Origin of the sequence: Paenibacillus radicis (ex Xue et al. 2023) (assembly GCF_024722015.1) — a bacterium.
Taxonomy (GTDB): Bacteria; Bacillota; Bacilli; order Paenibacillales; family NBRC-103111; genus Paenibacillus_S.
In genome coordinates this window covers 199,319-219,014 of sequence record NZ_JANQBD010000001.1, presented here as the reverse complement: position 1 = coordinate 219,014, position 19,696 = coordinate 199,319, and the positions used below count along the sequence as shown (strand labels likewise).

Here is a 19,696-nt window from a genome sequence, read left to right as displayed (position 1 = left end):
CTATACAAAAACCCCTGCGCCTCAAGAGGCATAACAGGGGTTTTTCCGATACTTGGGCATGAGCTTACTTTTTCCGTTTGTTCACATAAGAAGGGTAGACGATTTCTCCGGTGTCGAGCTTGGCTATTTCATCGGCCGTCCAGCCTGCGATCTTATTATTGCCGGTGACTCCGGTCAACTTTATTTTGTATTTACTTTCCAGATAGCTGTTGAGGGCAGGCATATCAGGTTCTTTGAGCTCACGGAGCTTTTTCTTGCCCTGCAGTTGGCCTAATAGAATGCCGATTGATTCTGCGGCAAGGCTTGTGTTCGGTTGAATGCGGGCACTGCCGTAAGCGATGGCCGAGGACCCGACATTTTTCCCTGCTACAATGACGTTATCGTAATTTTTAAGCAAAAAGCTGCGCAGGGGCATTCCATATTTATCAGGACGGCCCATCTCGATGCCCCATTTATTTTCACTTGTTCCTTGAAGGTCAAGCGGGTATCCGGCGATGCTGACATTATCCCAGAACATTCGGGCGCCCAGCATATCAGAAGGTTTAAGCACGTAATCGGTCTCGTAATGATTGTATTCACGGATGTACAAATAATTAGGGAAACCATTCAGTTCAGCGTTTTCCCAACCGGTAATATTTTTGCGGAAATGATTCAAGATAAGCGGAATTTCCTTCTTTCCAAGCTCCATAGCTTCTGCAACCGATTTATCATCCGAAGGGTCTACGGTATAGATCAGAAATGCATTGATTATTACTTCGCCGTCGCGTTGGCTTACTGCATTTAAGCCCCTCAGGAATACTCGATCATTGGTTGGCTTATATCTATTTGTCATGCCGCTCAATCCAATCGCAAAGCTCTCGCTCACGGAGCCTCCCCCATATTTGGCACTGCGCTGTTCCGGGGTTAAGCTGTTGAAGCTGGAATTAAATTTGCCCCAATCGACATTTTTGAATTTTAACATCATTCCGGTGCTCATGTATTCGATCTTATTTTGGCCGTAGAACTGCTCCAGTCCTGGCATACGGGTTGATTGGAGCTTGCTGAGCAGTGCGGCGAAGTCTGTATTGTCCACCCAATAATCAGCTTTAATATTTTTCTTGGCCCCGTCTTTGCCCGAATAGGTGACGGATTCTATCGCATGCGGCCCGAATTGGCCCGGTATTTGCTTGATGTCTTGAATTTTAATGCCTGACTCTATAGGAATATCTTTTTTCAGCTTGTCAAAATATTGTGTAAACTCGGGGAGCTTGCGGATTTTTCCGTTACGGAACCCGTCAAACAGCTCCTTGGCCCGCCCTTGAACTAACAGCTGATGCTTATCGTCACGCGTTTCATCCAAGAACAGCATTTCCCCTTGCAGCACCTGGCCCCCGAATGCTTCGCGCGGATCAAGCACCTTAACCTTCAAGCCTTCGTCCGCTGCTGCTCTTGCCAAATAAAGACCTTCTAATTCGCTGCCGAATACGGCAATATCGACTTTTTCTGATGGAATAGGGGGTTCTGGCGGTGTTGCGGGCTGTTTATTCCCCTCTGTTTTGCCCTCTTTGGACGGATCTGCTGTAGCAACTGGTGAAGGCTTGTCCCCTGTGCTGTTTTTACTAAAGAAAGGGATAGACGTGTACACGGCAGCCAAGGCGACTAATGCTAATACCGCGATCCCTATAGAAAGACCTTTGTTTCTCCATTTCATACGTACATTTCCTCCTCTAACTCCACTAAAGCAACCTATCTGTTTTTACGCTATTTACTATAAATAGGTTTCTTTCGTTGTTAGTTTACCATATTTTGCAGAAGTCGATCAAAATGACCCCCACAAACGGTATTCGTATGGCGAAAGTTTTAGTAAATCCAAGGAACTCTTCGCGAAGGTCCTCAATCATGTTCCACGATAAATTCATAGCAGGGAAGGCGAAACTACTACATCCTGATCGCCAAAGATTTATTGGCAGGTCAAGGGCATCTTTGTCATGCCCTCAATCCGCCGCTGGCATCCGGTTGAACCGTATTTGGCCCTTCACCTAACCAAAAAGGAGAAATGATGATGAATAATTCATTCAAGAAGGTTGTCGTAACAGGATTGACACTAGCCATGGTTATGGGGGGCTCCACTGCAGCATTTGCAAGCAACGATAAAGGCAAAGGCAACGACAAGGATAAAGATCGCGGACGCGATTTGAAGAATGTGATTGAAACCAAATATAACGATAAAGACAAAAACAACAATGGTATCTATATTAACAACATGAATGTTAAAAATTTAAACATTAAGTTGTCCTTTGACGATGTAAAAGGCGCCGATGTAGAGTGGGCAGCTCGCTACATTGCAAGCTTGGCTTCCAAACGAGTTTTTGAAGGCTATGAGGATGGAACCTTCCAGCCACGTAAAACGATTACTCGCATTGAAGCGATTACTGCGGCTGTAAGGCTGATGGGACTTCGCGATCAAGCTGAATCTGCTGAAGCCAAAGCGGCGAACTTGAACTTTAAGGACGCGGACAAATTGAAAAGCAGCTATTCATGGGCAACGGGTTATGTAAGCGTTGCGCTGCAAAACGATTTGTTCGAGGAATCCGATGACATGATCAACCCTGGTAAGGAAGCAGACCGCTTGTGGGCAACTACACTTTTGATCAAAGCGTTGAAGCTTCAGGATGAAGCAAAGACCAAGATGAATACGAAGCTGACCTTCAAGGATGCTAACAAGATTCCAGCCGGTTCCGTAGGCTATATTGCTCTTGCGATTGACAAAAAGCTTATTGATGGCTACGAAGACAACACTTTCCGTCCGAACAACCCGGTAACTCGTGCAGAATTGGCAGCTTTATTAGATCGCACAGGCAGCCAATTGCCCGATAACGCATCCGTCAGCGGAACGGTTAATACAGCAGTAAGCAATAATTTGCTAACATTGACTGTACAAGGTCAACCTTACAGCGTAGAGCTGGATTCCGGCGCGTTCATCTTCCGCAATGGAGCTAAAGTTGCTGCTAGCGAACTAAGAGCTGGTGACGAAGTAATCGTACGCACATACGGCGGCAAAGCCATTTTTGTAGAAGTAAAGAAGCTGGGTAATGGCAGTGGCAACCAACTGCCGGATAACACTAACTTCACAGCTTCAGTGAGCTTTACAGTAAGCAACAATATTTTGACTGTGATCAAAGATGGCCAATCCTATAGCGCCGAGCTTGCTTCGAATGTTTCGATTATTCGCAATGGTCAATCCGTAGCGGCATCCGAGCTAAGAGTAGGCGATGAAATTCTTGTTCGTACTTCCGGCGGCAAAGTGGTATTTGTTGCTGTAACAACGCTTGCGAACGATCAACAAACTAATTTTACAGTAAACGGAACATATAACTCTTATACAACAAATTCCAGCGATCAAGTTAACTCCATTTCTATTAACAAAATATTGAGCGATGGTTCGGTTCAAAACAACGTATACTACAACACAACTTCGAATGTGACATTCCTGTATGCGACTTCCAATGGTACTATTCAAGGCGATCGTTCACAGCTGACACCTAACCGTTCAGTTGAATTGAGAGGCACTAATAATGTCGTTCATACGATCGTGATTAAATAATAGAAGCAATAGGCAATAAAGAGATATGGATTTGCAAAGAAAAAGGTTAGCTTTATAAGGGAGAGCAGCTCTTCTTGCTTACGGTCATAATGGCCGGGCGGGAGGGCTGTTCTTTTTTCTACGGCTTGTTTCACTTCGGGTGGATTATTTCTTTGTAAAAGTTATGGACAGGCGTATTTAACGGTGTATAATAAATAAAATTACTTAATCAGTTAAATGGAGGAAATGATGAACAGTCAGTCGGTTAAGCTGGAAGATATAATTGTCGCAAGTCACGTGCTGAAGGATGTTGTGCACCATACTCCTCTGCAAAAAAACTTTATATTATCCGAGAAATACAACTGCAACGTATATTTGAAGCGTGAGGACCTGCAGGTTGTCCGATCTTTTAAAATCCGCGGAGCCTATCATTTGATGCGTAGCTTGACCGAAGATCAGCTCAGCAAAGGTGTTGTATGCGCTAGCGCGGGCAATCATGCTCAAGGGTTAGCCTATTCCTGCAAGGCACTTCAGGTTCAAGGCAAAATCTTCATGCCGACCACCACTCCCAGGCAAAAAATTTCCCAGGTCAAGCTCTTTGGCGGCACCTACGTGGAAGTAATCCTCATTGGCGATACATTCGATGATTCGTTGAAGGAGGCTGTAAGGTGCAGTGAACGGGAAGGGATGCAGTTTGTTCATCCGTTTGATCATTTGAAGGTTATAGCCGGTCAAGGGACGGTCGGGCTTGAGCTGATGAATGATATGCGGGAGCAGGTTGATTATGTTTTCGCCGGAATTGGCGGGGGCGGCTTGGCAGCGGGTGTCGGAACTTATGTCAAAGGCATTAGCCCGACCACCAAGTTCATTGGCGTTGAAGCAACCGGTGCACCATCCATGCAGCAGTCCATTGAACAAGGAGAAATCATTACACTTGGTGAGATCGATAAATTCGTTGATGGTACGGCTGTAAAACGAGTGGGCGAGTTAACTTATGAGATTTGTCAGAAGGTTGTCGATGATATTATTGTCGTTCCTGAAGGCAAGGTATGCACAACCATTCTGGAGCTGTATAACGAAAATGCTATCGTTGCCGAGCCGGCAGGGGCGCTTACCATTACGGCGCTGGATTTCTATCGCGAGCAGATCGCAGGCAAAAATGTGGTCTGCATCATCAGCGGCGGTAACAATGACATCGATCGGATGCAGGAAATAAAAGAACGGTCGCTGATCTACGAGGGGCTGAAGCATTATTTCACAGTGGAGTTCCCTCAGCGTTCAGGTGCTTTACGTGAGTTTCTCGATGAAGTTCTTGGGCCCAATGATGATATTACCCGATTCGAGTATACGAAAAAAACAAGCAAGGAGAATGGGCCTGCGCTTGTTGGAATTGAGCTGAAAAGCAAAGAGGATTATGAGCCCTTGATTGAGCGTATGGTCAACAAAGGCATCAAATATGTGGAAATCAACAAAAATCCTCATTTGTTTAACTTATTGATTTGATTTCAGGCACAACAACGGTAATCGAAGTGCCTTCTCCGAGCTTGCTTTCTACTTGAATTGTTCCGTGATGTCTTTCAATAATATTTTTCACTATGGATAGTCCCAAACCGCTGCCGCTGCTGGCACGGTTTCGGGACTTATCTGCTTTGAAGAAGCGTTCGAAAATGCGTGTTTGATCTTCCGCTGCTATACCTATGCCTGTGTCGGATATGCGGACTACAGCTTGGTTATTGAGCTGCTCCAAACTAACGAAAACGGTACCGCCTTCGGGTGTAAACTTGATACTGTTGTGAATCAAATTGATCCATACCTGACTCATCAGCTCCTCATCCGCTGTTACATTAACGCGTATAAGCGAAATGTCCATTTCTATAGCTTTGTTCTGCCAAAGCGGCTCACAAGCTAAAATAATATTGCGAAGTTGAACGTCAAGCCTATAGGGCTTCGGTTCAAATGGATGATGCTCGGATTCCAGTGAGGTGAGCTTCAATAGATTGTCGCTTAGCTTTGACAGTCTTTTGCTTTCGGTCTCGATAATATGCAGGTAATGCTGACGTTGATCCTCGCTCAGCTGTTCATTTTGCATAGCTTGAGCGAATCCGTTAATCGAGGTTAGTGGAGATTGAATTTCATGGGAAACGTTAGAGATAAACTCCTGGCGCATGGCTTCTATATGCTTTAACTGCTGAGCCATATGATTGATCCCATCTACAAAGTGGTCCAAATGGCCTTGTTGGCCTGGTTTTTTTTCCAGACTTACATTGAAGTTTCCCTTGCTGATCTGCTGCATCGCATCTAATATGGCATTGAAAATATTCATTTGTCTAGGTCTGGAAAAAAATCCGATGAGCATAATGATGCCGGCAGCAAACAAAGAACCGAGAAATACATTAATAAGCTGGATCGTTAAATCAGGCAGCTGGATGTTCCAATAGGAGTAAACCCAAGAAGTAAGCACATAGGCCAATGCACAGCAGGCAACCTGACCCATCAGTGCTACGAAGATGCCCAGTACGCCTTTTGCAATACGTGATTTCATTCTTCAGCCACCTCCAGTCTATAGCCCAGCCCGCGAATCGTTCTAATTCGAAACGAACTCGTAAGAGAGGAGAAGCGCTCTCGCAGTCTGTTAATATGGACATCCAAAGTGCGCTCATTTCCATTGTAGTCATATCCCCAAATGTCTTCTATAAGCTGCTCACGTGGAAGTGTCCTACCGGGGGAGCTTGCGAGCTTGAATAGAAGCTCAAATTCCTTCAACGGCAATGTCAGCATTTCCCCGGCAGCACTGACTTCAAAGGTATGCCGATTCATTTGAAGGTCTCCAATTAGTATGGTTTGGGAGACGAAGACCCGGTAACGCTTCAACAACGCTTTTACTCTTGCAACAAGCTCAGCAGGCTCGAAAGGCTTAACTAAATAATCATCCGCCCCCAAGTCGAACCCCTTTACTTTATTTGTCGTTTCCCCTTTGGCTGTAAGCATTAGCAGGGGCATCTCATAATGATTCCTTAGCTCCTCGCATAGCCTCCAGCCGTCCATGTTAGGCATCATGATATCTAGTATGACCATATCCGCCTTCACTGTTTCTAATGCAGCCAGTGCCTCAGCACCGTCCCTGGCTTCTATTATTTCAAACCCGGCGCGCTCCAGAAACAAGCGTACAAGTTCCCGGATATGCGGGTCATCATCTACAACCAATAGGGTTGGCATCCTGTAGTTTTACACTCCTTTTTAGACAGGTGACTGCATACGCAGCTGTTGATCGGCAAACTCCCGGTACATGGAATGTGTTTCATATAAGTGATTATGTGTTCCGTTTCCGGTAACTTTTCCTTTTTCGATAAAAACAATTTGATCTGCATCTACTACAGTGGATAGACGGTGGGCGATTACGAGCGTTGTACGTCCTTTCATTAAATTTTTCAACGCTTTCTGCACCATGATTTCTGATAAGCTGTCCAGACTTGAGGTTGCTTCATCCAGCATCAGAACACTTGGATTTCGCAGCAGCGCTCTGGCGATCGCAATTCGTTGCCGTTGACCTCCGGATAGCTTGATGCCTCGTTCGCCCACTTCTGTATCGAACCGATTCGGAAGCTCATTAATAAATACATCGGCATAAGCCATCCTGGCAGCTTCAGCTAGCTGCTCATCACTAATTGCTTGCTCCATGCCATAGGTAATATTGTCACGAATCGTACCGGCAATAAGCGGGCTCTCTTGTGATACATAGCCAATCCGGCTCCGCCAGGAGCTTAAGGACAGGCTGGTTAATGCTTCTCCGCCGATTCGAATAAGGCCGTCTTGCGGCTCATAAAACCGTTCCAGCATTGAGAATAGCGTTGTTTTTCCACCACCGCTAGGTCCTACTATTGCGGTTACTTTTCCCATTTCAATCGTTATATTCACGTCCTTGAGCACCTGATCTCCCGATGGATATGCGAAGCTAACTTGCTCCAACTTAATCTGTGGTCCCATATCGGCTACAGGCCTGCCGCTTTGCAAATCCTCTTCTTCAGTGGCCAATGTTGCAATAATTCTTTCCGTAGCTCCCATCCCTTTTTGAAATTGGGTGAAAAAGCGGGAAATCTGTGTGATCGGCATTATAATCTGAAATAAGTATAAAAGGAAAGCGACCAAATCGCCAGAAGTCAACTCACCTGATGATACCCGAAGTCCTCCATATCCAATTATGACAACGAACAACAGCATGATGACAAAATACATTAAAGGTCCTACGACAGCTTGAACCTTACCTTCTCTTACTCCGAATTGGAATAGGTTTGTAATGCCGCGCTGCCCGTTAGCGTACTCCACATGCTCCGCATTGGATGTTTTAACGAGACGAATTTCCGAAAGCACACGAGTCAGCGTAGCCGTGAATTGAGCTGTTTCTCCCTGTAATCCCTTGGAAATTTGATGCATTTTGCGTCCAAGCGGAAACAAGAACAGCATGGAGAGGGGAACAGCCAGCACGATGAGCAGCGTCATTCTCCAGTCCAAATACAGCAACACTCCAATAGCGCCTATGATGGAAATGAGCCCGGTCACGAAGCTTGTAAGGTTTTCGGTGATAAGCTCTTTGAGGATGCCCGTATCATTTACTATCCGGCTAACCATCTCGCCTGTTTGATGCCGATCATAGAAAGGAATGGGCAATTGCAAATGCTTTTTCCATAAAAGATCTCTAAGTGAAGCAACGACCTTCTGTCCTGACCGATTCAGTAAATATACGGAGATGCCCCCAGCGATAGCTTGCATAATAAAAGCGGCTCCGAGTCCTATAATGTGAATGGTGTCTATCGAATCCAGGGAGAAGCTGTTTACCATATTCTTAGTAAACAATGGAATGCTTAATCCGACTAACGTGGAGCCAATACTCATCGCCAGTGCGATGCTCATTAATAGAAGGGGAGGTTTGGTCTGCCATATTAAACGCACGAAATCGCGCCAGCCCCCGCTTGGATTATTATTTGTCAATTTAAAATCATCCTCTCCATAATTGTATCTCGTATGTATAAAAGATACCCCATCCATATAAACTGAATGTAAACAGCAATGAATAAATGAATATAATAGGCTAAACAAATATAAAAAGGCCGAATTCTCAAAAGTACTGGAGAATTCGGCTTTTTGTATGTTGTCACTTATTGTTATTGTTATTGTGCAGTTACTTTCTGGATGTCCTGAACGCCTTGGAAAATCAAGCTGAACAGCTCCTCCAAATTCTCTTCTTCAATGCAAGAGAAAGCAACGCGCAGATCGGTTTCACCAAGTGCGATGGTTCCGATACCGTAATTATTGAGCAGATGAACGCGCAGTGATTCCGCATCAACGGTTTTCAGCTTTAGGCACATAAAGTAACCGGAATTGAAAGGGTAGTATTCCCATACGGCATCAAACTCGCTGTTATCGAGAATGTCTTTAACTTTGTTGGCTCGCCCCTTCATAATTTCGAACTTTTCTTGCTTCTGAGCTTTGAATTCAGGAGCGTTCAAGGCGTGAAGCACGAAGGTTTGGGAAGGATGCGGTCCGCTTGAAATCGTTGCACGGATAATGCCCATCGTCTTTTGCTCCAGTGCAGCAAGCATTCCTTGGCTTTGTCCGGCATAGGTGATAAAGCCGACCCGGAAGCCCCATACAAATTCTTCCTTCGTAGCGCCGTCTACTTTGATGGAAAGCACACGCGGATGTAAATTTGCCAATTGGCCTGCTAATGATTCCTGCAACGAGTTTTCGAAGAAAAGTCCGAAATAAGCGTCATCAGCTACGGCTACAACATTAATTCCTGCCTCGGCTGCTTCCTTAATAACGGCTACGATTTGTTTGCCTTCCTCAGGACCCGGGGTGTAGCCAGTCGGGTTGTTCGGAAAGTTCAATACGACGATTGCTTTGCCTTTGTTTTTTTGAGCGAGCAGAGCGTCACGCAATGCCGCGGAATTAAACTTGCGTTCGCTATTATACAACGGATAATTAACAATCTCCGCACCGCGGCGAATTCCGAAAGTCAGCTCGTAATTTTCCCAGTTTTTATCGGGGATGATAACTGCATCGCCAGCATCGGCGAACAAGTCGGCAACAATGCTTAATCCATGGGTCAGTGCATTGGTGACAATAGGATTGCCCAGGCCCTCACTCGTTAAGCTCGGGTTCTCCTCCAGCATTTTACTGCGCCATGCAGTACGCAGCTCCGGCTTGCCTGCTGGAGGCGCATATTCGTATATATCCTTCGGATTGTAGGCGGATAACGTATCTTGAATGACCTTCAGGTGCATAGGCTGCCCATTTTCGAGCGCTGTACCGATGGTGGCATTGAATTTATGAGCTTTTTGCTTGGCTTCCGCCGACTGGCTTAAGATGCCCACCTTAGGGAAAAAGATTTGCTTGCCTAAGCCTGATAGCATATCAAATACATACTTATTTTCTTTGGAAATCGTATCATTGAGCTGTTGTGCAAGAGGATTCATTTGGGTCCGTCCTTCCGTGATCTGAACTTCTCTTTAGTGGGCCATACATTTTGTGAAGCCCAACATTTAGGGAACATTATACCATTTTCTCAAGGGGGAGTCACGCTGATTGTGTTAAATTGAGAATTGTTTTCAATCGAAGAAGCGGCAGAACAAGTAAATGGAGCGTGGTAGCGAGATGAAGCGATTTATGTTACCATATGATGGGGAACGGACAGAACGGAATTGAGAAGAGCTTGATTAGTTTGTTATCCGATGATTGGACCGAAATCCCGAATACTAACTTATATTTTCCGAGGAGGCAATTATTGCTATGGAAATTCGCTATGCGACGAATCCAAAAGAAACTAAATCCTATGATACAGACAGATTGAGAAGCGAGTTTGTTATCGAAAGTCTGTTTGCACCAGGTCAACTAAACATGGTATACAGTCACGTAGACCGTTTTATTACAGGTGGCGTTATCCCTACATCAGAGCCGATTAAGCTCGAAGCGGACAAGCATGAAATGGGCGCTGAATATTTCTTGGAGCGTCGTGAAATTGGAATTATCAATGTTGGCCCTAAAGGCTTCGTAACTGTAGATGGTACTGAATATGTGCTTGAAAGCAAGGATTGCCTGTACGTAGGTCTGGGCAACAAAGAAGTGGTATTCAAGAGCGCGGATTCTGCTAATCCGGCACGCTTCTACTTCAACTCCACGCCAGCACATAAAAACTACCCGACTGAGAAAGTGGAAATCAGCAAGGCTGAGCCTCAGCACCTGGGTTCGATCAATTCTTCTAACGAACGTACCATTTATAAATATATCCACCTAAACGGTATTCAAAGCTGCCAGCTGGTTATGGGTATGACACTTTTGAAACCGGGCAATATGTGGAATACAATGCCTTGCCACACTCACAACCGCCGCTCTGAAGTGTATTTCTACTTCGATATGCCTGAAGACGGATTGGTGTTCCACTTGATGGGTGAGCCTTCTGAAACTCGTCACCTTGTTGTTCGCAATGAGCAGGCGATCATTTCACCAAGCTGGTCGATCCATTCCGGCGTAGGTACAAACAACTATACATTCATTTGGGCTATGGCTGGTGAGAACCAAGAGTTCACGGATATGGATATGGTTCAACCGAAGGATTTGCGCTAAAAAACATTTTTATCTGGTAATTAGGACGCTGAAAAGCGTCCTTTTTTGTCTATATAGATTTTATATGTCTCGTGGCTCCCCGCAAAGTATCTGAATCAACGTCGAAGCAAGACCCCACTTTGTGGGGATTTTTTGCGTTTTCAGAACATTTTATTTAATAAAAGAGGATTTTATGTCGACATGAAGAATAATAGTATTAGTAAAATATTACCATAAAAGGAATAGTGTAGAAAATAGTCGAACAAAATCGAACCGTGTAGAAAAGAGGGAAATAATAATGAAAGCAGTTCGGAATGTGATTGATTTCTTGGTTGAAGGCGGGGTCAAATATGTATTTGGCATCCCTGCGGGCTCAATAAATGCATTTTTTGACGAATTGTATGAAATGCCCCAAATTACACCGGTTGTTGCTAAGCATGAAGGGGCTGCTTCCTATATGGCCGCGGCTTATGCTAAACATTCCGACAGCCTGGGGGTTTGCATCGGATGCAGCGGTCCTGGAAGCACGAATCTGCTGACAGGGGCTGCGCATGCATACCGCGAGCATCTTCCTGTTCTGTTCCTGACAGGCTCGGTTCCAGTCAGGACGGTTGGATTGAACGCCTCACAAGAATTGAACGCGGTGCCTTTGTTTCAACCGGTGACCAAGTACAGCGTATCCGTTTCTCGCGCAGAAGATTTGCTTTATGAGGTAGCGAGGGCAGTTGAAATTGCGTTATCCGGAATACCGGGTCCTGTTCACGTTCAGATGCCCATAGACATACAGTTGGAGCAGGTGGAGCCAGTCGCGCTGCCGCCGTTTCCGCAGCAGCAGATCAGCGTTCCCAATCGTTCGTTGCTGCGGCAAGCGGCCAAGGAGCTATTGGAGCGCAGTAAAGGCATTATCTTCGTCGGGCAAGGAGCCCGCCGTGCTATGCCGGATGTGCTGCAGCTGGCTGAAACTCTGAATTGGCCGATTGTTACAACACCGCAGGCAAAAGGATTCGTGCCCCACTCTCATCCGCTCTATCACGGTATATTCGGCTTTGCTGGACAGGCGCGCGCTACCAAGCTTATAGAAGATCAAGAGTACCGCGCTATTCTGATTGTAGGTTCGAGCCTTGGCGAGACGGCCACCAGCAACTGGAACCGACATCTGACCGGAGATCGTTATACTGTGCAAATCGATATTGATGAAACGGTCTTCCATCGTACCTATCCTATTGATTTGCCGATACGAGGCGATGCGGGCTTGGGCCTCAGGTTCCTTATTCAGGAATTGGAGCGTATGGGGCTTCGCCGCAATAGCTTCGAGCCTGATGTCACAGCTTCGATTCCACAGCCTTCCACAGCCTATAACACTCAGAATGTGCTCTTGTCCTTGCAAAAGCATATGCCACCCTCAACCCGCTATGCGGTCGATATCGGGGAGTTTATGTCATATGTAATCCATTATATGCAGGTAATGGAGACGGACACTTTTGATATCAATGTACATTTTGGGGCAATGGGAACCGCGATCGGAGCTGCAATCGGGATGAATCTTGCAGATCCTTACCGTCCTGCGGTTTGCATTACAGGAGATGGCTGTTTTTTCATGCATGGTATGGAAATTTTAACGGCGAAGGAGTACAATCTGCCGATTTTATTTGTAGTTATCAATAACGCAAGGCTGGGAATGGTCTATCATGGCCACACGCTGCAGTATAAACGGAGTCACCCGCGCTTCGAGCAGCAGCCTGTTTCGATATCGGATATGGCATATTCTATGGGCATACCTAGCTGGAGAGTTGAGAAATTGCAGGATCTTTCTGCCGGAGTGCTGCATGATATTTTAGTGGACGGGCCAGCTGTGCTTGAAATTTCAATAGTGGATAACAATATTCCTCCAATGGGAGACAGAGTGAAATTTCTTTCCTCTTTTCAAAAGTAATCATTCCCGCAATCGGATCGATAAAGGATGGTGTAAATATGAATGATGATCAAGCCAGATATGCCCGGTTGGCTAAAATCAGTCAACTGATTAATTCAAATTTGGATTTGCATTCACTTCTTGAAGCGGTTGCCTCTGCTATATCGGATGAAATTGTCCAATGCGACTCTACGGGTATTTATTTGCCGCAATCGGACGGTACCTTCCGTGGATATGTAGGTAAACCGGATATTATTAATGGGATTACCCTTAATCAAATGATTGTAGACCCACAAACGGATCATTTGGCCAGGGACATTATTGAAACAAGAAAAAGCATTTATATACCCGATACATCCATGGATACCAGACCGGATCCGAAGCCGGTGGAGCTGTTCAAAATTCGTTCCTTGTTGGGATTGCCGATTTCATATGGAGATGAACTGTTCGGTATTGTATTTTTATTCGATTACGGTATTCCTATGAACTTGTCTGAATCGGAAATTCAGACGGTTGAAGCTTATGTCAATATGGCGGGAGTGGCGATCCATAATGTGAAGCAATTTCAAGCGATCCAATCGCTTCTGAGGGAGAAGCAACTGCTCCTTGATGTAACAAGCGAGCTTTCTCTGTGTTCGACTACGGAGAAGATACTGGATACCTGTTTTCGTTATGTAGGACGAGTACTCGATAATACAAATATTGGCGTACATTTGTGTGATTCAATCGGCAGCACTTTTCGTCCGGCCAAATTAAGCGGAAACAGCGAATGGACCGAGGAGCAGTGGCGTAAAACACATAGCAAGATCAAGCTTGACTACGAAAGGGATTTATTGTTTCAAGAGGTGATCCGCACGAAGAAATACGTATTTATTCCTGATGTGGACAAAGATCATCGTCCGAACCATGAAGCTTGCCATAAATTCGGGATACGAGGGGTATTTATGCTGCCCTTGGTAGCAACAGGCGAGGTTCTCGGTACGATAGCTGTCGTCAGCTTAGGGGAGATTCGCACCTATACAGAGCACGATATGCTGCTGGCCCAGTCCATTGTAGATGTTACTGCAACTGCATTATCCAATGCCATTCAGCTGGAGCAGCTGGAATTGATTATTAATGATAGAACCAAGGAATTGCGGGAAAATCACCGTATTCTGGAGCTTATTCTTAATTCTGCCGGAGAAGGTGTATACGGATTAAATCTGGAGGGGGAAATTACATTTTGCAATCCGGCAGCGGCACGAATGCTTGAGCTTTCCGTTGATGAGCTGATCGGCAAGAAGCACACAGAGCTTATTTGGAGTGAGGAGGGAATGGTTGACGGTGGTTTCGAGGAATCCCTTTTTGATATTTTTGGGAATAATACAGTCAAATATGTACAAGAAGTTATGTTTCGAAAAAAAGATGAGTTGTCTTTTCCGGTTGAATATGTATTAACTCCCATCGTTGAGGACGAGGCGATTCAAGGTGGTGTGGTTATATTCTCAGACATCTCTGAACGAAAAAGCACTGAAGAAATCATCCGCAAAACAGACAAGCTCTCTGTAATAGGTGAGCTGGCCGCAGGCGTTGCCCACGAAATACGTAATCCGTTAACGACGCTCCGTGGTTTTATACAGCTTCTGAATTCCAACCCGAATGCCAAGCAGGAAAATCTGGAAATCATGCTGTCTGAGCTGGATAGGATCAACTTCATTGTGAGCGAGCTGCTTTTTATAGCCAAACCGCAGTGCATAAGCTTACAAAAAAATGACTTGCGCGAGATTCTAGAGCATGTGGTGAAACTGCTTCAATCACAAGCAATCATGAACAATGTGGAAATAGATCTGTTGATCGAGGGTCCGATTCCTAATATTAGCTGCGCAGAAAGTCAATTGAAGCAAGCGTTCATTAATATAGTAAAAAACTCAATCGAATCCATGGAAAACGGGGGCTTGCTGCAGATCCGAGTTGAGCTGGAAGACGATCACGTGGAGATTTGCTTTAAGGATCAGGGAAGCGGATTGTCCAAAGAACGGATACCGAAGCTTGGCGAACCCTTTTATACAACAAAGGAAAAAGGGGTCGGACTCGGCCTGATGGTCACATTTCAAATCATTAAGTATCACCACGGCCGCATCCATGTGGAAAGCGCGGAGGGTGTGGGTACCACAGTAGAGATTGAATTGCCTCTTGTACTTTCAGGTGGTAAGGTAGAGCATTTGCCTTACACCTACTCCATGATCTAAAAAGGTCTGCTAAGGAAGTCTAATCAGAAGAAAAAACACTTCACACCGCTGATGCAGCATGCGGGTAAGAAGTGTTTTTTTTATAATATCAGAATTAAAAAGTTTTCAGCGAAGCTGAACTATTCTGATATTGCAAGAAAAGCAACCTTTAAGACACGAATGTATATTCATCGAAAGGCTTCGATCAATTGCTTTTCTTATTATGGCTGCTCTTTGTGATGAGGGCAATAGGCTCTCATGAGCTCAATGGTTTCGACGTCCAATGGCCGATTTCTTTGCTCGAGACCCTCCGTAATTTTGCTGAACCTGGGCTCCTTCACATTTTGCCCGAACTTGAACTTGGCCGAAAGCTCTGTGATTCGGATGCGCACAACGGCTGTTGCCTTGATCTGCGGCGTATAATCGGGATCCAGCGGATCAATGGGAGCATAACCTCCCTCTGGCTGCAGCTTGCGCATAAATGCTGTCAATGCTGATGCTTTGAGATCCAGGTCTGCGATGGGCTCAGCGTATCCTTTTATAAGAACAGATTTGAAATAAGAGGTAGCAGGGCATGCAAGCTTCGGATCAGAGAAAGTGGAGGGGATGATGGCATACTCCTTGGCGACAGAGAAGGTTACGCGAGGGTCCCTTTTCAAATGCTCCATCTTGGACCCGACTCGGCTGCCGTGAAAATAAAGTTCCCCATTCTGATAGGCAAAGTTCAAGGGCGTCAGCTGAGGCCAGCCGTCTTCTCCTATAGTCCCAAGCACTCCAAAGCTCATTTCCTGTAAAAATGATTCGGTTTCCTCGGGCTCCGTTATACTGAACTCGGTTCTTCTCATATATTCCATCCTCCCTGTTGGATAAAAGCTTGAAAGTAAGCTTACCTCAGACATTGACAATCTATAAGCTCCAATTTAGAGTTATTTTATTGGACCATTATTCGGAATGGGAGAGCTTAAGCATGCATTTTCAAATTCCTTACCACAGCTACTATGAGAGGTATTCCACCAAACTGCTGGCTTTTTATCATGCCTTAAGAGATTCTATCGTGGACGGCGTGCTTCCACTTCATACGAAGCTTCCCTCCAGCAGGGAATTGGCAGCACTTTATAACGTTTCCAGAGGAACGATCAATCAAGTGTATGATATGCTAGCTTCAGAAGGGTATGTTGTATGTGAAGTGGGAAGAGGGACATTCATCTCCTACAATGCTGGCAGCCCGAACCAAACGGATATGCTTAAACGTAACTATTCGCTTTCTCAGTGGGGAACAAGAATTAATGAGATTTCGGCTGCTCACGAGGCTTCTGTACAGCTTCCCCTCAATGCCGCTGACGCGGGAGTAATGGAGGTAGATTTTCATTGGTTTGCTCCCGATTCAGAATGGTTTCCGAAGGCCGAGTGGAATCGATGCCTATACGCTACTGCGAGGCAAATATCGCAGCAGAGCCCCATCCCTCCCCCTTCCGTGCAGGGGGATATAGGGCTTCGCGAAGCCATTGCGAATTATTTGCGCCGAGCAAGAGGGATTGCCGCGCCAGCGGAGCAAATCGTAATCTTTAACGGCTCGATGCAGGCGATAGCCCTGCTGGCACAGCTAATGATTAACGATGGCGACATCGCTGTAGTAGAGAACCCCGGCTATAATGGAATACGCCGGGCTGTGATAGCGGCAGGCGGTACCTGCATGCCGGTAGATGTGGATCAGCAGGGAATCATGCCTGATGATTGGGCAGCGAAGCTGCTGTTTGTGACCCCCGGGCGGCAGTTTCCGACCGGGGCTGTACTGAGCCTGGAGCGGCGCCAGCAGCTGCTCCAATGGGCGTATGAGCGGGAAGCTGTAATCATAGAAGATGATTACGATAGCGAATTTCGGCACAGAGGCAGGGCTGTAGAGCCGCTGAAGGTGTTGGATCGTGAGGAGCGGGTCGTGTACGTCGGCAGCTTCTCCAAGACTTTGCCATCGAGCATCCGCATCGGCTATGCGGTTATGCCTCAAGCACTTGTGGGGCCAGCAAGCAAGGCCAAAGCTTTATATGAGCCGCAGCCAACGGGCCTGCTGGAGCAGCAAACGCTGGCTTCCTTTATGAACAGCGGTGAATATGAGCGTCACTTGCGCCGGATGAAGCGTGTATACAGCCGCAAATTCGAATGCTTGCACCGCTTGCTAACCGGGTGTTTGTCTGACAGGTTCGCTTGGGTAGAAAGCGATGCCGGACTGCATTTGTTTGGCTGGTGGCTTGGAACAGAGGATTATACGGAATTTAGGAAGTGCTGTGGCTCATCCGGAATCCGTTGGTCCGATCTGGCGCTGCAAGGAGACGGAGGAACACGATACGGAGCTTACTTCCATTTTGCGCATTTAACGGAACACGAAATGGAGTATGCGGTAAAGCTCATGCAGTCGCTGTAGACCCATACGAAAGCATTTCACATGAAATGCACACTTTAGGCAGGAGATACCAGTGTCATATAGAAATTTCAAAGCATAGGGCGTTCGGCAAGCTGTGGAATTTGTTGTGGACCTAATGTATATGGTTGTAATTTTTCCCGCCAAGTGATAAAAACATAAGGTAGGCTATTCATTTGAATCGCACTTGCTCGAAAGACAGTGCCGAGGTTTATCTATAATATCCTTAGAAAAGGTGACTTAAAATTATGCAGCAAACCGTATCCATAATGGGGGTACCCTTCTCCAAGCTCAACTTGCAACAAACGATAAAGAAGCTTACTGTTCAACTGGACAAGCAGGAGGGCAAGCTGTTCCAGCTTATTACTGCAAATCCGGAAATCGTAATGGTAGCGAAGCAAGATGAATTGCTTCGAACCATTATTTCCCAATCGGGAATGATAACGGCGGATGGTATTGGTATAGTTTTAGCTGCGAAATGGCAGGGTGAACCACTGGAAGAACGAGTAACAGGCTTCGACATTTTTACAGGTCTCTTGAAAGCCGGCAATGAAAAAGGCTATTCCATCTTTTTGTTGGGGGCCGATGAGGAAACGAGCCGGAAAGCATCCGAGGTGATTGCTGAGCAATATCCTGGCGTCCGTGTAGTCGGAAGACAGAACGGTTTTTTTGGGAAAGAAGAAGAGGCAGGCGTCGTTGCTTCTATTGGTGCTGCTAAGCCCGATATACTGGTGGTAGCCATGGGAGCGCCTTATTCGGAGAAATGGATTTATAAGTATAAAAAAGATCTTAAGGCAAAGGTTGCCTTCGGCATTGGTGGAAGCCTTGATGTTCTTGCCGGGAAGGTTAAACGTGCGCCGGTAGCATGGCAGAAGCTGAACCTGGAATGGTTATACCGGCTGCTATCTCAGCCTTCGCGGCTGCGCAGGCAATTGGTGTTGCCTAGATTTGCTTTGAAGATCCTTTTTGGAGGCGGCAAAAGCAAATAAAAGGCGGGATTTCCGGCAGCTCCAACCGAACGGCTATGGATGAATAGAAAAAGGAAGCCGCCGCCTGCTGACACAGGAGGCAACTTCCTTTTTCCCTGCTAATACATTATTTCATGCTGCCGAGCTTTTCACCCATTTTCACCTTACTGCCGACCTGGAGGTCGCTGCGGGTTTCGAATGTATCGGTTTCCAGCAGCAATACGACAGTCGAACCGAACTCAAAGAAGGCCAATTCATCACCACGGCCAAGATGAGCAGGCAAGGGAGATGCATACTGAATACTGCTAACGTTCATCGCGCCGACCTTTACTACGGCAAGCTCGCTTTTTTCATGCTGCATGTAAGTGATTAACCGCTCGTTGCGGCTCAATACTCGGCGCATATGGCGAAGGCCGAATTCATTGACCGGATATACTTTGCCGGGAACATGCTCTTTTTCAATAATATCGCCTGCAATTGGCGAGTGAATCCGGTGATAGTCGGTGGGGCTTAAATAAAGAACAAAGTAAAAGCCGTTCTTGTAATTGACCGTGCGTGGCGAATAATTAAGCAGCTCCTCCACGGTATAGTCCTGGCCTTTGACATTCAGTATAAGTCCATCAGAGATATGGCCAATACCTGTAATCATGGCATCTACCGGGCTGACCAATGCTTGTGGAGCCGTGTCTATCAAACGAAGTCCTTGCTTCAGTCGTCTTGTAAAAAAATCATTCAAGGATGTATACTCAGTCCATTGCTTCTCAGCATCCTCCAAACGGATACCGTATATTTTGGCAAAACGCGGAATAAAGCCGCGGCTTGCTCTTGATTTTGCAAACGCGCCTGTTATTTGGGAGATCGATTTACGTGAGGACAGCTCCGTTAACAAGCGGAAAAAAGATTTCATCATAGCTCTAGGCTCACCTGTTTCTTCTTAATTGTTGTTTTATCAAATATCTTGACATATAACCCGCACTAACGCAAGAAAAAAAGAAACAACCCCGCAGCTTCCGATTCGTTGCTGTGCCTGGG

14 protein-coding genes are annotated in these 19,696 nt (G+C 45.9%); 7 read left to right on the top strand and 7 right to left on the bottom strand.

The annotated features are described in order from the left end of the window. Window positions 1-64 precede the first annotated feature (64 nt). Entirely contained in the window at window positions 65-1,690 is a 1,626-nt protein-coding gene (locus tag NV381_RS00915; protein ID WP_258211368.1) for an FAD-dependent oxidoreductase, read from the bottom strand. Between the two features lie 351 nt (window positions 1,691-2,041). Between NV381_RS00915 and NV381_RS00910 the strand changes: the two genes are divergently transcribed. Both NV381_RS00910 and ilvA read left to right on the top strand, forming a co-directional pair. Continuing rightward, window positions 2,042-3,583 carry an S-layer homology domain-containing protein gene (locus NV381_RS00910; protein ID WP_258211367.1) on the top strand — a complete coding sequence of 514 codons (1,542 nt, stop codon included), beginning with the start codon at window positions 2,042-2,044 and terminating at the stop codon, window positions 3,581-3,583. A 228-nt stretch (window positions 3,584-3,811) separates the two neighbouring features. After that, entirely contained in the window at window positions 3,812-5,065 is a 1,254-nt protein-coding gene (ilvA, locus tag NV381_RS00905) for a threonine ammonia-lyase IlvA (protein WP_419182229.1), read from the top strand. Here the strand turns inward: ilvA and NV381_RS00900 are convergent. The 4 genes from NV381_RS00900 to NV381_RS00885 all read right to left on the bottom strand — a co-directional run bounded on the left by NV381_RS00900 (window position 5,049) and on the right by NV381_RS00885 (window position 10,035). Continuing rightward, the gene (locus NV381_RS00900) at window positions 5,049-6,104 is read right to left on the bottom strand and encodes a sensor histidine kinase (RefSeq protein WP_258211365.1); all 1,056 of its coding nucleotides are present in this window, start codon (window positions 6,102-6,104) and stop codon (window positions 5,049-5,051) included. The genes ilvA and NV381_RS00900 overlap by 17 nt on opposite strands. Beyond that, window positions 6,101-6,778 carry a response regulator transcription factor gene (locus tag NV381_RS00895; protein ID WP_258211364.1) on the bottom strand — a complete coding sequence of 226 codons (678 nt, stop codon included), beginning with the start codon at window positions 6,776-6,778 and terminating at the stop codon, window positions 6,101-6,103. The genes NV381_RS00900 and NV381_RS00895 overlap by 4 nt, the downstream gene beginning before the upstream one ends. Window positions 6,779-6,799: 21 nt before the next feature. After that, a complete protein-coding gene (locus tag NV381_RS00890; protein ID WP_258211363.1) occupies window positions 6,800-8,605 on the bottom strand; it encodes an ABC transporter ATP-binding protein in 1,806 nt (601 codons plus the stop codon). 122 nt (window positions 8,606-8,727) lie between these two features. Further along, window positions 8,728-10,035 carry an aminotransferase class I/II-fold pyridoxal phosphate-dependent enzyme gene (locus NV381_RS00885; RefSeq protein WP_258211362.1) on the bottom strand — a complete coding sequence of 436 codons (1,308 nt, stop codon included), beginning with the start codon at window positions 10,033-10,035 and terminating at the stop codon, window positions 8,728-8,730. Window positions 10,036-10,348: 313 nt separating this feature from the next. On the opposite strand from NV381_RS00885, the gene kduI reads away from it, so the two are divergent. The 3 genes from kduI (at window position 10,349) to NV381_RS00870 (ending at window position 15,301) form a co-directional block, all read left to right on the top strand. Further along, window positions 10,349-11,182 carry a 5-dehydro-4-deoxy-D-glucuronate isomerase gene (gene kduI / locus NV381_RS00880; RefSeq protein WP_258211361.1) on the top strand — a complete coding sequence of 278 codons (834 nt, stop codon included), beginning with the start codon at window positions 10,349-10,351 and terminating at the stop codon, window positions 11,180-11,182. Window positions 11,183-11,459: 277 nt separating this feature from the next. Continuing rightward, the gene (locus tag NV381_RS00875) at window positions 11,460-13,094 is read left to right on the top strand and encodes a thiamine pyrophosphate-binding protein (RefSeq protein WP_258211360.1); all 1,635 of its coding nucleotides are present in this window, start codon (window positions 11,460-11,462) and stop codon (window positions 13,092-13,094) included. A 38-nt stretch (window positions 13,095-13,132) separates the two neighbouring features. Next, the gene (locus NV381_RS00870; RefSeq protein WP_258211359.1) at window positions 13,133-15,301 is read left to right on the top strand and encodes a GAF domain-containing protein; all 2,169 of its coding nucleotides are present in this window, start codon (window positions 13,133-13,135) and stop codon (window positions 15,299-15,301) included. Window positions 15,302-15,501: 200 nt separating this feature from the next. Here the strand turns inward: NV381_RS00870 and NV381_RS00865 are convergent, their stop codons facing one another. Next, window positions 15,502-16,125, bottom strand: coding sequence for a pyridoxamine 5'-phosphate oxidase family protein (locus NV381_RS00865; RefSeq protein ID WP_258211358.1), 624 nt, complete (start codon window positions 16,123-16,125; stop codon window positions 15,502-15,504). A gap of 122 nt (window positions 16,126-16,247) precedes the next feature. Here NV381_RS00865 and NV381_RS00860 point away from each other — a divergent pair, with 122 nt between their 5' ends. Then, window positions 16,248-17,699: a PLP-dependent aminotransferase family protein gene (locus NV381_RS00860; protein ID WP_258211357.1), complete on the top strand. Its 1,452-nt coding sequence runs from the start codon at window positions 16,248-16,250 to the stop codon at window positions 17,697-17,699. Window positions 17,700-17,944: 245 nt separating this feature from the next. After that, window positions 17,945-18,685 carry a WecB/TagA/CpsF family glycosyltransferase gene (locus tag NV381_RS00855; RefSeq protein ID WP_258211356.1) on the top strand — a complete coding sequence of 247 codons (741 nt, stop codon included), beginning with the start codon at window positions 17,945-17,947 and terminating at the stop codon, window positions 18,683-18,685. 106 nt (window positions 18,686-18,791) lie between these two features. Here the strand turns inward: NV381_RS00855 and asd are convergent, their stop codons facing one another. Continuing rightward, window positions 18,792-19,574 carry an archaetidylserine decarboxylase gene (gene asd / locus NV381_RS00850; RefSeq protein ID WP_258211355.1) on the bottom strand — a complete coding sequence of 261 codons (783 nt, stop codon included), beginning with the start codon at window positions 19,572-19,574 and terminating at the stop codon, window positions 18,792-18,794. Between the last annotated feature and the right edge of the window lie 122 nt (window positions 19,575-19,696).

Excerpts from the sequence above, each read along its gene's own strand:
- NV381_RS00890 (WP_258211363.1), bottom strand. The coding sequence starts at position 8,605 with ATGGATGGGGTATCTTTTATACATACGAGATACAATTATGGAGAGGAT.
- NV381_RS00860 (WP_258211357.1), top strand. The coding sequence starts at position 16,248 with ATGCATTTTCAAATTCCTTACCACAGCTACTATGAGAGGTATTCCACC.
- NV381_RS00875 (WP_258211360.1), top strand. The coding sequence starts at position 11,460 with ATGAAAGCAGTTCGGAATGTGATTGATTTCTTGGTTGAAGGCGGGGTC.
- NV381_RS00855 (WP_258211356.1), top strand. The coding sequence starts at position 17,945 with ATGCAGCAAACCGTATCCATAATGGGGGTACCCTTCTCCAAGCTCAAC.
- NV381_RS00895 (WP_258211364.1), bottom strand. The coding sequence starts at position 6,778 with ATGCCAACCCTATTGGTTGTAGATGATGACCCGCATATCCGGGAACTT.
- NV381_RS00870 (WP_258211359.1), top strand. The coding sequence starts at position 13,133 with ATGAATGATGATCAAGCCAGATATGCCCGGTTGGCTAAAATCAGTCAA.
- NV381_RS00910 (WP_258211367.1), top strand. The coding sequence starts at position 2,042 with ATGAATAATTCATTCAAGAAGGTTGTCGTAACAGGATTGACACTAGCC.
- asd (WP_258211355.1), bottom strand. The coding sequence starts at position 19,574 with ATGATGAAATCTTTTTTCCGCTTGTTAACGGAGCTGTCCTCACGTAAA.
- ilvA (WP_419182229.1), top strand. The coding sequence starts at position 3,812 with ATGAACAGTCAGTCGGTTAAGCTGGAAGATATAATTGTCGCAAGTCAC.
- NV381_RS00865 (WP_258211358.1), bottom strand. The coding sequence starts at position 16,125 with ATGAGAAGAACCGAGTTCAGTATAACGGAGCCCGAGGAAACCGAATCA.
- kduI (WP_258211361.1), top strand. The coding sequence starts at position 10,349 with ATGGAAATTCGCTATGCGACGAATCCAAAAGAAACTAAATCCTATGAT.
- NV381_RS00900 (WP_258211365.1), bottom strand. The coding sequence starts at position 6,104 with ATGAAATCACGTATTGCAAAAGGCGTACTGGGCATCTTCGTAGCACTG.
- NV381_RS00915 (WP_258211368.1), bottom strand. The coding sequence starts at position 1,690 with ATGAAATGGAGAAACAAAGGTCTTTCTATAGGGATCGCGGTATTAGCA.
- NV381_RS00885 (WP_258211362.1), bottom strand. The coding sequence starts at position 10,035 with ATGAATCCTCTTGCACAACAGCTCAATGATACGATTTCCAAAGAAAAT.